The sequence below is a fragment of the Enterococcus sp. DIV0174 genome (assembly GCF_050529065.1).
Lineage (GTDB): Bacteria > Bacillota > Bacilli > Lactobacillales > Enterococcaceae > Enterococcus_B > Enterococcus_B thailandicus.
Map to the genome: position 1 here is coordinate 1,469,188 of NZ_CP172881.1, position 12,169 is coordinate 1,481,356.

12 protein-coding genes and 1 pseudogene are annotated in these 12,169 nt (G+C 36.1%); 3 read left to right on the forward strand and 10 right to left on the reverse strand.

All coding sequences use genetic code 11. From position 1 onward, the window contains the following. The first annotated feature begins 183 nt into the window (after positions 1–183). Positions 184–486, forward strand: coding sequence for a DUF5960 family protein (locus tag IGJ93_RS06980; RefSeq protein ID WP_067482193.1), 303 nt, complete (start codon positions 184–186; stop codon positions 484–486). Between the two features lie 538 nt (positions 487–1,024). On the opposite strand, the gene bsh is transcribed toward IGJ93_RS06980, so the two are convergent. After that, positions 1,025–1,999: a choloylglycine hydrolase gene (bsh, locus tag IGJ93_RS06985; protein ID WP_067482195.1), complete on the reverse strand. Its 975-nt coding sequence runs from the start codon at positions 1,997–1,999 to the stop codon at positions 1,025–1,027. A gap of 162 nt (positions 2,000–2,161) precedes the next feature. Between bsh and IGJ93_RS06990 the strand changes: the two genes are divergently transcribed. After that, positions 2,162–2,419: a hypothetical protein gene (locus IGJ93_RS06990; protein ID WP_002295273.1), complete on the forward strand. Its 258-nt coding sequence runs from the start codon at positions 2,162–2,164 to the stop codon at positions 2,417–2,419. Positions 2,420–2,650: 231 nt separating this feature from the next. Here IGJ93_RS06990 and IGJ93_RS06995 read toward each other — a convergent pair whose 3' ends face one another. Together IGJ93_RS06995 and IGJ93_RS07000 are read right to left on the reverse strand one after the other, a co-directional pair. Next, positions 2,651–3,082: a DUF4231 domain-containing protein gene (locus tag IGJ93_RS06995; RefSeq protein WP_172843727.1), complete on the reverse strand. Its 432-nt coding sequence runs from the start codon at positions 3,080–3,082 to the stop codon at positions 2,651–2,653. Between the two features lie 250 nt (positions 3,083–3,332). Next, positions 3,333–3,485, reverse strand: a pseudogene (locus IGJ93_RS07000) (N-acetylmuramoyl-L-alanine amidase); the annotation flags it as partial. Between the two features lie 81 nt (positions 3,486–3,566). On the opposite strand from IGJ93_RS07000, the gene IGJ93_RS07005 reads away from it, so the two are divergent. Then, complete coding sequence (locus IGJ93_RS07005) at positions 3,567–4,493, forward strand: hypothetical protein (RefSeq protein WP_067482199.1); 927 nt, start codon at positions 3,567–3,569, stop codon at positions 4,491–4,493. A 175-nt stretch (positions 4,494–4,668) separates the two neighbouring features. Here IGJ93_RS07005 and IGJ93_RS07010 read toward each other — a convergent pair whose 3' ends face one another. The 7 genes from IGJ93_RS07010 to IGJ93_RS07040 all read right to left on the reverse strand — a co-directional run bounded on the left by IGJ93_RS07010 (position 4,669) and on the right by IGJ93_RS07040 (position 12,099). Next, positions 4,669–5,853 carry an LCP family protein gene (locus tag IGJ93_RS07010; protein ID WP_430596888.1) on the reverse strand — a complete coding sequence of 395 codons (1,185 nt, stop codon included), beginning with the start codon at positions 5,851–5,853 and terminating at the stop codon, positions 4,669–4,671. Positions 5,854–6,068: 215 nt separating this feature from the next. Further along, positions 6,069–6,578: a shikimate kinase gene (locus IGJ93_RS07015; protein ID WP_067482203.1), complete on the reverse strand. Its 510-nt coding sequence runs from the start codon at positions 6,576–6,578 to the stop codon at positions 6,069–6,071. Further along, a complete protein-coding gene (gene aroA, locus IGJ93_RS07020; protein WP_067482205.1) occupies positions 6,571–7,881 on the reverse strand; it encodes a 3-phosphoshikimate 1-carboxyvinyltransferase in 1,311 nt (436 codons plus the stop codon). The genes IGJ93_RS07015 and aroA overlap by 8 nt, the downstream gene beginning before the upstream one ends. A 54-nt stretch (positions 7,882–7,935) precedes the next feature. After that, positions 7,936–9,102, reverse strand: coding sequence for a chorismate synthase (aroC, locus tag IGJ93_RS07025; RefSeq protein ID WP_071868423.1), 1,167 nt, complete (start codon positions 9,100–9,102; stop codon positions 7,936–7,938). A 1-nt stretch (position 9,103) separates the two neighbouring features. Beyond that, positions 9,104–10,177, reverse strand: coding sequence for a 3-dehydroquinate synthase (aroB, locus tag IGJ93_RS07030; protein WP_071868424.1), 1,074 nt, complete (start codon positions 10,175–10,177; stop codon positions 9,104–9,106). 25 nt (positions 10,178–10,202) lie between these two features. Then, positions 10,203–11,228: a 3-deoxy-7-phosphoheptulonate synthase gene (aroF, locus tag IGJ93_RS07035; RefSeq protein WP_067482211.1), complete on the reverse strand. Its 1,026-nt coding sequence runs from the start codon at positions 11,226–11,228 to the stop codon at positions 10,203–10,205. Between the two features lie 13 nt (positions 11,229–11,241). Further along, entirely contained in the window at positions 11,242–12,099 is an 858-nt protein-coding gene (locus IGJ93_RS07040; RefSeq protein WP_067482213.1) for a shikimate dehydrogenase, read from the reverse strand. Positions 12,100–12,169: the final 70 nt, after the last annotated feature.

The following is a 12,169-nucleotide window of genomic DNA, read 5'->3' on the forward strand; positions in this document are numbered from 1 at the left end:
TCAACTTGTTTATCACTAATACAAACTGGTACTTTTTCGCATAAAATCAAGGAAATATAACGTTTTTTATTTACGCAAAGATCGAACTAGAGCGCACTAGAAATAGTTTTTTGCCCCTTCCGTCTCAGAAAATCAACTTTACAATAAAAACGTTTGTTCGTATAATATTTTCGAGGTGATCTTATGTTTGCAATTGATGGAGTCTATCTGTGGTTCAACTATGACCCAACACATAAATTCGTTAAAGACTTGTACAAATTTTGGAGTACTGAAATCATATTTGAAGCTATCGAAGATAGATTGCTAATCAATTTATATTATAGTCAAAAAAAATACATTAAGATTTCGGCATCTAAGAGTAGAATTGGCAAGTCAATCTATTTTTTATTTAATGTTAAAACAGATGTCCCCGATGTTCGCCAAAAACATCGACGTTATGACTATATAAAGTATACTTTCGTTGATCCAGAAAGGTATATAGATTAAAATAAGTTACCTAAAAAGGACAAATACAAATTTTATTATCTTATTCATAGTAAGAAGATAATTTTAAGATTGCGAAATACGATACTATTTGTAATCTATAGTATCAGTCCTATAAAATAAACATCTAATTAATTACTCTAAATCCTAATTATAAGCCTTTTTTCTCACTTTTTTTCAAAAATATGGTATGCTTCTTAGTGAATTCAAATATAAAAGAGTTTAAAGCGTAAAACACTTATGGGTAAGTGGTTTGGGGTGCGCTTTAAACTCTTCTTTATTATTATCTCACAGCATGCTTAAAAGGTCTATAGATTAAGTTATGTAAAAAAGTGCCTCTTTAAACGTCCTAAAATCCAAACAAGGATAGCATAATATACACTATCGTTGATCCAGAAAACAGGTAAATAAATTTTGCAAAAGCAATAAGTTAAAAACATTACAAAAAAGACAAGGATATCACATCAAGAAAAAATGTTTTGAAAATATCTTTGCCTTTTTGTATTATATCTATATTAAATAATCAATCACAACACATTAACTAATTTATATATTTAATTTGTTGTTTTTCTATAATTGGATAACTAATTAACTTATGACTATCTAAGTCTTCTTTATTCATATCAATTGCAGTAATTTGACTGTCTTCATATGTTCGATAATAATATATTCCTTTGTCAACATTGCAACAAGAAGAATAAATTGTATATTCATATTTTCCATCACCAACATCACACAAACCTTTTTGTTGTTCTACTGAACCTAAGATATGGAAAAATTGACTAATACTTTCTGACTCTGAATCTCCAGATACAGAATTCAGCTTCGTAAAAGTCGCTTTAACAAAACGAGATACTGAGGATAAATCTCCAGGCAAGCCTATCCCTCCCATACCGCGGCTATAGGCATTCAAACTTATTTGATTTGAAAAATTATTTTTAGGAGTTTCACTCGATAAGACACGATAATTGTTTAAATTAAATAATTGATAGTCAAATGAAGGATTATTGGTAAGAACGCCCACAGGGTTATCATATATATGAAGTCCATCTTTCATACTTTCAATGACAATTGATTTTTCTTTATCAGCTAATAGCCAATGTAAAGGGGATAAAGGAAGTTCATCACTATAATTTATATTTGCTAAATTGATATTTTTTAACAATTTTTTAGCTTCTCCTACTGTTGAGCATTGTCCTAAAATCCAAGGAATAAATTCAAAAGGAGATACATTGTCTTTCCCTTCTTGTATTTCTTTATAATCAGCATACCCAGAAAAATTTAGCCCAGCCATACTCAATCCTTTTTCATTTGTCGCATCGTAATAAAGAGGGTAGTCATCTATACCAGCGGCAATACCAATCATTGCATAATGAGTATCCAAATCATTTACCTTTCGAAAATTCAACTTATAATTTCTTGGAGTAACAGTGACTACTTCATTGTAAGATATTTCATAATCAAAATTCCTTCCAAAATAATGATCACTTGTTACATAAGTAATAGACGTACACATAGTTTATTCCTCCTAAATATTGTTCTGTCCACGTTCATTTTACTCCAAAGTTTTCCTCATTTCAAAAGAAAATCACAGAATACACGAAGAAGCGTTTCTATTTGTATAAACTATATCAAAGTTCTATACTTAAATTATCAAATAAAAAGGACGTGAAGATAAATGTCAAATTTAGAAAACAAAGAAGAAAAAGTTGTAAACAAAATTGTTTCTGTTGTCAATAAACTGGATAAAGAGTTAGACGAACTTGATACGTTATCTGAAAATCCAGAAAAAAAACATAACCTAAAAAAATGGTTAGTTGAACGAAAGGCTATTCATGAAATTAAAAAAGTTCTTCATGAAGCTGATAAATATGAAAAATATGATGAAAAAGAACTTGATAAAGAATTTAAAGAAATCAATGACTTATTACTATAATTGATTTATACGACTCATTTTTGAGTCGTCAGACTGCAAACAACACTCTAAATTTAGGAGTTTGTCTACAGTCTGAATAAATTTTAAATTTATTGTCCATAATGTTATTATGAATTTATAGCATTAAGAAAAGAGATAAGACTTTACATTTTTTTAGGAATGTAAAGTCTTATCTCTTTTCTTAATTGTACAATTAGTACTATCTGCACTACTTTATAATTAAATAAATTTTTAGTTATTAACTTGATTAAAATCAGAGATAATATCATTTAATTCAGTTTGAAGGGTTGTAACGATTAAATGGAAATTTTCTTCATCTGTTTTATTATATGGGGATGTTTTCGTTATATATAACAACTTTTCTTTTTCAATTTTCATTAATAACTCTGTCGAAGTCTGTACTTTATCTTGATAATTAAATGCAGACATCCCACTTTGTATAATTGTAATTATTGCTGAAGCAATTGAAACAATCAATAGTAAAGACCTGTGTTCGGAAGCCTGATCAATTAATATTGGGATACTAGCTGATAAGACTATTTTTATAATATTTCCGATAGCAATTACTCTATTATAAAATCGAATTTCTTTTTTTAATCTATCGATTGTAGAATCAATAGATTCGATAAACGCTTTTTGATCCATCATTTTCTCTCCAATCATTTTATTAAAATCATTAACAAAAATATTATAATAGGATTTAAGTAAGTTCTAACTAATCACACATAAAAATAAAAAAACATTTGTATTTTATCAAAGTTTTATTATACTTGTCAATTTGTGTACATCCTAAAATATAAGCTATTTGTTTACTTCTGTAGAATATATACTTTGTTGTTAGATAAGTTGTACATGTTTATAGAATCTAAATAATAAATTTTTATGTACCGCCCCTCAAAGAGGGGGGAATTTTTTATCTTTGTGGAATATTTAAATACCAACGCTTGTCATGAAAATCTTGTGCTCCACCCTTAGTATTTCCTTCTGGATCGTTTGTCGCGCGCATCATGACGTATACTTTCTTATTAGGGAAATCACGCATATTGAAAGATACATGATAGCCAACTTTAAATAACTTTTACACAACTATATGGCGACTATCGCTACCTGCCAATAAGTGGGAGCAAAAATTATCTAGGAGGAAAAAATGAAAAAGAAAAATGGGGTAACTTGGTTTCTTGCAGGGATTGGGATGGTTTTATTCTTTCAATCAATAATTAATATGGAGGCAACTGCCTCGATTACATTGGGTACCTTACTCTTTGCATTCGTTGGTTGGCAACTAAAACAAACACAAAGAGTTCAATACAAGAAATGGCTTTTGCCAATAATCTTTTCCCTTTCACTGATTCTTGGTGCCTGTGGAACTGGTTCGGCTATAACTACAGAAAGCACCAGTAGTTCGACCAACATAACCAAGTCATCAAAAACAAGTGAATCATCAACTAAAGATACTACTGAGATTTCAAAAGAAAAAGCTAAGAAAAAAGAACTAGAAAATTTAACAAAACAGGCACAACAAGAAGTTGAAAAAGCGGAAAAAGAACCAACCAGAGATCAACTAAACATTGCGTTGACAGCGATTGGAAAAATCCCTGGTGGAAGCAGTGCATTAACTGAACGAACAAATAAAGTTGAACAGACCATCGTTACTGCGGAAAAAAAGGCAGCAGAAGAAAAACGCGTCGCTGAGGAAAAGGCCGCTGAAGCCAAACGAATTGCTGAAGAACAGCGAGTCGCCGAAGAAAAAGCTGCGGCTGAAGCTAAACGTGTCGCTGAAGAGCAGGCTGCAGCTGAAGCTAAACGTGTTGCCGATGAGCAGGCTGCAGCTGAAGCTAAGCGGATCGCCGATGAACAAGCAGAACAAGCTAGAGTCGCTGCGGAACAAGCCGCCGCTGCGCAAGCTGCAGCCCAGCAAAATCAAAACCAACAAATGGTTTATATTGCTCCGGATTCTGGTCGAAAATATCACTATAATCCCAATTGTCGTGGGCTAAATAACGCAAATTCGGTTGTAAGTATTCCATTGTCCGAGGCACAAGGTTCGTATGGTTTATGCGGCTTTGAGGACTAGCAACGAAAATAAATTAAACCACGCATAAAATGCGTGGTTTTTTTACATGCTTTGCGAAAAAATGACTAAAGTCTATAATAAAAAAATCCTAGGAATTTTTTCATCCTAGGATTTTTTAAATTGTTTCCATTATGAGCCTACCTGATAACAAAAATCACTCTTATCTTTACTCAAATTATTCATTCAAAAACGTGGTAATCGCATCTTGGTTCATTTGATTATCAATGACTAAGACACTTCCTGCATACTCACTGTTACCATAATCCCAAGAGCCGTCAACTGGTACGCTTAGTCGATCGATGCCAGTTGCACCACGAGCAATTGAAAGCAGATGAGTAGCTATAAATGTTGCGGTGACGTCTGTCGAAGTATACCCAATTGCTTTTCCAGCCGCATAAGGTGCTCGAAGTAAGTTAATTGGATTTTTTAGTTGACTGAAAATTGCATTCATCACCTGTTGCTGACGTCTAACACGACCAAAGTCCCCTTCCTCATCCATTCGAAAACGAGCATATTGCAATAAGACATGGCCATCCATTTTTTGGACCCCTTTCTTGATATCGACACCATCAAGATTCAGGTCTTTCTCAGCATCTAGCTTCACACCGAACATAAATAACGCATCAATTACTTTTTCAAACGACTGAAAATCAACTTTTGCGTAATACTGACACTCGATTCCAAAGTTTTCTGCTAACGTCTGCCGGACTAGCTCTGAACCGCCATAGGCATAAGCAGAATTGATTTTGTTTTGCCCGACACCAGGAATGTTAACAAAGCTATCACGCATAAAGGAAACGAGCTTCGGTTTGTGCGCTGGACCTCGTAGCTGCAAAACCATAATTGTGTCTGCCCGACCAGCGTCTTCTCCCCTTGTATCACTTCCCAAAATCAAAATGTTTTTTGCTCCGTTTTCTGACTGAACACCATTAAAGGTCTCAACTGGTGCATTAGCTAAACTACTGTCATGCTCAGCCATAAATTTTCCTACAAAAAAAGAAATACCTGAATAAAGTAGAATAAGAATGAAAAGACCAAAAAGCATTTTCTTCCATGAACGTTTTTTTCGTCCTTTTGGTGGTGGCTGTGGTGATTTCTTTTTCCGAAAAAATTTCTTTTTCTCAGTTGTTTGCTGATTCAATTGCTCATATTCATTGTATTCATCAAATGGTCGATTCAATTGGTTGTTTGATGAATCAAAATCATTCGAAAATGACTGATTGCTTTGATTTTGTTCTACATGTTGATCTGATTCTCGCTGAATATCCTGTTTTCGTTGACGGCGAGCGAAGAGATTATCTGTATTATTTTTTAAGGATTTCCCTTTGTTTTTTTTATTGTGACGGTCCATCCGACTCATCGCATTTCCTCCTAATTACCTAGTGATAGTTCAAGGATACGTTACCTATCGATAAAAAGCATGCTACTTAAGTCCAATTTAATAAAAAATAACGATTTTTTATTTGAAATACTATTTTTTTTCAGTCAATTTCGTAAAAAAGTAGGACAAAACAAACTTCTTGTTTTCCCCCACTCTTCTTTGCCAATTTACCAATAGTCATTCGAGATGCTTTCTTAACAGCGTGCTAAAATTTCTGTCACGATTTGTTGTGGCGATTTGTTCGTCGTCTCAATTTGAAACGTGGCTACTTCTTGATAAAATGCTTTTCTAGTCTGATATAGTTCTGAGAATTCAGCAACTGTCTTCTGTCGTGCCAAAGGTCTCACATTTTTTTCGTCATGAATAACTCTTTGATACAGCTCAGCAATTGATGCTTCTAAAAAAATAACATTTCCACCATTTTTTAGCAATGTTCGATTTCTTTGATTTAAAATAATGCCACCACCAGTAGAAATCACTTGTGCTTTTGAAACAGTCAATTGTTCTTGAAGCAGCTTTGTCTCAGCTTGACGAAAGTGTGATTCGCCATATTTTTCAAAATATTGTGTAATCGTAGTCGCATATTTCTGTTCGAACAATTCATCTAAATCGACTAAAGAAACAGCAAGTTTTTCTGCTAAGAGTGTGCCAATCGTGGTTTTTCCCGACCCCATAAAACCAACAAGTATAATCGAATTATTCATTTGATGTACCTTGGACTAATTTAGCTAAATCACCAAAGAACTGAGGATATGAAATGGCTACCGCTTCTGCTTCCGCTAGTTCTATTTCGCCAGTTTCGACTAACAAAGCAGCAATTTGTAACATCATACCAATCCGATGATCGTTATGGCTGGAAACTTGTTGTTTTTTTTGGAAAACTCGAAGTGGTGTTGGTCCCTCAATGATTAGCCCATCTTCTGTCGCTTGGATTTTTGCACCCAATTTTGTTAATTCTGTCGCCACTGCATCAATTCGATTGGTTTCTTTCACTTTTAATTCTTCGGCATCATAAATTCGGGTTGTTCCTTTTGCTTGGGTAGCAAGTAACGCAATCACAGGTAGTTCATCAATCAGTCGCGGAATGATTGCCCCTCCGATTTCGATGCCTTGAAGTTCAGATGTTTTCACCTGAATCGTTGCTGATTGGTTAACAGAATCTTCTTCCGTTAGCTTGATTTGACCATTCATCTGTTTAACTACATCTAAAATGCCAGTTCGAGTTGGGTTAATACCGACATTTTTTAGTGTAATTTCACTTTCTGGACACAACAAACCTGCAACAATAAAAAACGCAGCCGAAGAAATATCACCGGGAATATTTACTTCACAGCCGGTTAATTTTTGTGGTCCAACAAGTGTGATTTCTTTTCCTGACTGCTGAATTCGCCCACCAAACTGTTGGATCATTTCTTCTGTATGATTTCTAGAAGGTGTTTTTTCAATAATTGTTGTCGTACCTTCTGCCTGTAAGCTTCCAAATAAAATAGCTGATTTTACTTGAGCACTTGCAACAGGCATTTCATATGTGATTGGTATTAATTGATTTGTTTGATCGATTTTGAGAGGTAACAAACCTTTCTCCGTCGCCCCAGTTATTCGAGCATTCATTTGAGTCAGCGGATCAATGATTCGGTTCATTGGTCGTTTGCTTAACGAAGCATCTCCAATTAACGTTGACGAGAAGGCCGCACCAGCTAAAATTCCTGAAACGAGCCGAACCGTTGTTCCTGAATTCCCACAATCTAGCGGACTACTACTTGGACATAATCCTTCAATCCCTTTTCCATTGATACGAATAGTTTGGTCTATCTCCTCAGTGATCTCGACACCTAAGTTTCGGAATAGCTGTAACGTTGAAAGGCAGTCTTGTGCCCGCAAAAAATTATGAATAACAGTTTCTCCATAACTGATTGCACCAAACATAACACTTCGATGAGAAATTGATTTATCTGCAGGTACTTGTAAAGTGCCTCGGAGCTTCGTCTGATTTGTCAGTAATTTCATCTTTTGTCCCACTTCCTAACATAGCTGAAATAATAGCTAAACTATTTGTTGCCGTTAAAACTGAGCAATTCGATCGCGATACAAGTCAACAGCTTCTTTTAATTCCCCACAAGTGTCCGCAGAAAATTTTGTTAAAAATGCTTTAGCTATCTCTGTTGCCACGACGCTTTCGCAAATGACGCTTGCTGCAGGAACAGCTGTCGTGTCAGAACGTTCAACACTTGCTCGGTATGCTTCTTTTGATTGGATATCAACACTTTGTAACGGACGATATAAAGTTGGAATTGGCTTCATTACTCCTTGTACGATAATCGTTTCACCATTGGTCATGCCACCTTCGAAACCACCTAAGTTATCGGACTGCCGAGTAAATCCACGTGTTCCATCCCAAGTGATTTCATCCATGACTTTTGATCCAGGCAAGTTTGCCATAGTAAAACCTAAGCCAAACTGGACACCTTTAAAAGCATTGATACTCATCACTGCTTGGGCGATTTTCGCATCTAGTTTTTCATCCCAATGGACATAGCTTCCCAACCCAGCTGGAACATTTGCTACTAGCACTTCGACTACGCCACCCAAAGTATCTCCCGCTTTTTTCGTCTGATCAATCAACTCTTTCATCGCAGCTTCAACTTTAGAATCAACTACACGTAATTCGGAATTTTCAGAGCGATGTTTGATTTCTTCTACTGTCAAGTTATCCGGTAGTTCACTTCTCAAACCTCCAAGGGCTAATACGTGCCCAGCAACTGATACGTCCAGTTCCTTAAGCAATTGTTTACAAACGGCTCCAATCGCTACTCGTATTGCCGTTTCACGCGCGGATGATCGTTCCAAAACATTTCTTAAATCGCGGTGACCATACTTCATCCCCCCAACAAGATCTGCATGTCCTGGTCGAGGTCGAGTCACTTGTCGCAGGGGTGCATCTTTCTCGGAAACTTGTTCAGGCGACATCACAGTTTGCCAATTTTTCCAGTCTTTATTCTCAATAACTAATGTTACTGGGGAACCTAGTGTATAGCCATGACGAACACCCGAAGTAATTTTTACTCGATCCTTTTCGATTTTCATTCTGCCGCCACGACCATAACCGACCTGACGTCTTGCTAGTTCAAGATTGATTTCATCAACAGATAAGAAAAGACCTGCTGGCAATCCTTCGATAATCGCGGTTAATTCTAATCCATGCGATTCTCCGGCTGTCAAAAAGCGCATCTCATTTCTCCTCCTTCTTCAAATAATCCATTAATTCATTTAAGGGGGTCGGCAAAATAGTTGCTTCACCAATTTTATTGAGCACAATTAATTTCACTCTATTTCCTCGTGCTTTTTTATCGTGAGTGATAGCTTCAAATAATGCACGCTCTTGCCATTCAGTTGTTTCTTCAGGAAGTTCAAATTTCCGCACCATTTCACGTAAACTTTCCGTTGTTCCTGTTTCCGTTAAACCCTTTTTTTCCGCGACTTTGGTTAATTGAATCATTCCGATTGCAACAGCTTCTCCATGGGTAATCTTTCCATAACCGGCAGTTTTTTCAACAGCATGACCGATTGTATGGCCAAAATTAAGAATTAGTCGTTGCCCATTATCAAATTCATCTGCTTCAACTACTGTTTTTTTTATAGCTAAACACGCTTCAATTATTTGTTCAGATTGCTGAACTATTTCCTCTCGTCCATTTATATTCACTAAGGTTTCCCATAAATTTTTGTCAGCAATTGCAGCATATTTAATTACTTCTGCTAATCCTTCACTGACTCTTCTTGGTGTTAACGTAAGTAACGTATCCGGATCAATCAATACCCCTTCAGGTTGCCAAAATGCACCAATGATGTTTTTGGCATACGAGGTATTCACTGCTGTTTTTCCACCAATACTACTGTCTACTTGAGCAAGTAAAGTCGTCGGGATTTGTAAAAAATGAATACCACGCATAAACGTTGCTGCAACAAAACCTGCTAGATCACCAATTACGCCACCACCTAAAGCAATGATGCCATCACTTCTAGTAAATTGTTTTTCTGTTAGTAACTGAAACAACTTTTCTGCTTGCTGCAATGATTTGCTTGCTTCGCCCGGCTCAATCACAGCTTTGATTACCATGTAGCCTGCATTAGTTAATTGTTCACTCACTGTTTGAGCATAAAGTGAATCAACATTTTTATCAGTTATCAAACAAATTTTTTGTGGAGACCACAAAGCGTTCACCCATTGACCGATTCTCGATAATGCACCTTTTTCAATAATGATTTCATAAGAATGTTGTGGTAGCTCTACTTGAATACTCATGTTCACACCTGCATTTCCTTTGTCATTAGCTATTTAATTTACGAATTTCTTTCATTGCTTTTTCTAAAATATGCACTTCTTCCATCATCTTCAGATACGTTTTTTCATTCAAAGACTGCGGGCCATCTGACCAAGCATTAACCGGATCGGGGTGGATTTCAACAATCATGCCATCGGCACCTGCAGCAACACCAGCACGAGCCATCGGCGGAACCAAATCCCAAACTCCAGTCCCATGGCTTGGATCAACAATGATTGGGAAATGACTAAGCTTTTTAATCAAAGGAACGGCACTTAAATCAAACGTATTTCGAGTTGCCGTTTCATACGTTCGAATACCTCTTTCAATAAAAATAATCTGATTATTATTTTGAACAGCAATATATTCTGCAGCATTTAGCCATTCATTAATCGTTCCAGCAATCCCTCGTTTTAATCCAATTGGCATGCCTGTTTTTCCAACCGCTTCAAGTAAACGGAAATTTTGCATATTTCGTGCGCCAATTTGTAAAATATCACTATAATGTGCCACCATTTCAATGTGGGCTTCATCCATTACTTCAGTGATGACCTGCATATTAAGTTCGTCTGCCGCTTGGCGAATGTATTTCAACCCTTCTTCTTCCAACCCTTGGAAAGCATAAGGTGAAGTTCTTGGCTTGAATGCACCACCACGCAAGATTTTCGCACCACCAGCTTTAGCCATTCGAGCTGTTTCGCGAATTTGATCTAAGCCTTCAATGGAACATGGGCCCGCCATTGTGACAAACGAACCATCACCGATTTTGACGCCGTTAATATCCACAACTGTATCTTGTGGATGAAACTCACGCGAAGTTAGTTTGTACGTATTTGTAATACGAACAATTTCTTCTACTCCGTCGTATCGTTGAAAGGCAACATCCTGAATTTTTCTAGTATCACCAACTAAGCCAACGATTTGTTGCTCATTTCCACGATTCATTTGAACAGCTAAGCCTTCTTCTTTTACACGATTCACGACTTGTGAAATTTGTTCATCTGTTGCATTTTGTTTCATAATAATAATCATTTCTTTTTCCCCTTTATTCAAATAAATCTTTCATGATATCAAGTGGCATTTCGTGATTCGTCCATAAATGAAAAGCCGTTGCACCTTGATATAATAGCATACCTAAACCATTAAAGGCAGGCGCACCTATTTTTTCTGCCTCTTTTAGTAATTGTGTTTTTCTTGGTGAATAAATTAAATCAATCACAAATAAGTTTTCATGTAAAAAGGTAGCTTTTGCTAACGGCGATTGTCCTTCTTTTGTACCCATGCCAATATCTGTTGCATTCACTAATAGCTCACTCGTCTGCAAGTCACGTACGAGTTGTTCCTCATCTGCATAATCAACCACTCGTACGATTGAATCAGTCTGTTCTCCAATTTTTTCAAAGTCACGTTTCACCGTTAAAAATCGTTCATTTTTTCTTTTATATAAAACAACTTCTCTAGCACCTTCAAGCGCAGCCTGGACAGTGATTGCTTTAGCCGCACCACCAGCACCGAGAATAGTTATTTTTTTGTCTTTTATCTTAATTTTTGCGGTTTCTGCCATTGCTTTCACAAAACCAATACCATCTGTATTATAGCCGATCAGTTTCCCATTTTGATTCACGATCGTGTTGATTGCACCAATCAACTGTGCTTCTTGACTTAGTTCATCGACATAAGCGATAGCCGTCGTTTTGTTAGGCATTGACAAATTCACACCTAACATATCCAATGTGCGAATACTTTCAATTGCTCGTGCCAGATTTGTTTGATCTACTTCAAAAGCTAAATATACCGCATCAACACCACAAGCTTGAAACCCACGATTATGCATCCGTGGTGATAAACTATGTTCCGCTGGATTTGCAAAAAAACCTGCAAGTTTTGTTTTCCCAGAAATCACGCTTTGTCCTCCTTGATTGTCCAAAGTAATACTATTTTGTTTATTTATCTTGTCATGAAATATAAAAAAA

Coding starts and splice junctions, on each gene's coding strand:
- IGJ93_RS06990 (WP_002295273.1), top strand. CDS start 2,162: ATGTCAAATTTAGAAAACAAAGAAGAAAAAGTTGTAAACAAAATTGTT.
- aroF (WP_067482211.1), bottom strand. CDS start 11,228: ATGATTATTATTATGAAACAAAATGCAACAGATGAACAAATTTCACAA.
- IGJ93_RS07005 (WP_067482199.1), top strand. CDS start 3,567: ATGAAAAAGAAAAATGGGGTAACTTGGTTTCTTGCAGGGATTGGGATG.
- IGJ93_RS07010 (WP_430596888.1), bottom strand. CDS start 5,853: ATGAGTCGGATGGACCGTCACAATAAAAAAAACAAAGGGAAATCCTTA.
- bsh (WP_067482195.1), bottom strand. CDS start 1,999: ATGTGTACGTCTATTACTTATGTAACAAGTGATCATTATTTTGGAAGG.
- IGJ93_RS07015 (WP_067482203.1), bottom strand. CDS start 6,578: ATGAATAATTCGATTATACTTGTTGGTTTTATGGGGTCGGGAAAAACC.
- aroA (WP_067482205.1), bottom strand. CDS start 7,881: ATGAAATTACTGACAAATCAGACGAAGCTCCGAGGCACTTTACAAGTA.
- IGJ93_RS06995 (WP_172843727.1), bottom strand. CDS start 3,082: ATGATTGGAGAGAAAATGATGGATCAAAAAGCGTTTATCGAATCTATT.
- aroC (WP_071868423.1), bottom strand. CDS start 9,102: ATGCGCTTTTTGACAGCCGGAGAATCGCATGGATTAGAATTAACCGCG.
- IGJ93_RS06980 (WP_067482193.1), top strand. CDS start 184: ATGTTTGCAATTGATGGAGTCTATCTGTGGTTCAACTATGACCCAACA.
- aroB (WP_071868424.1), bottom strand. CDS start 10,177: ATGAGTATTCAAGTAGAGCTACCACAACATTCTTATGAAATCATTATT.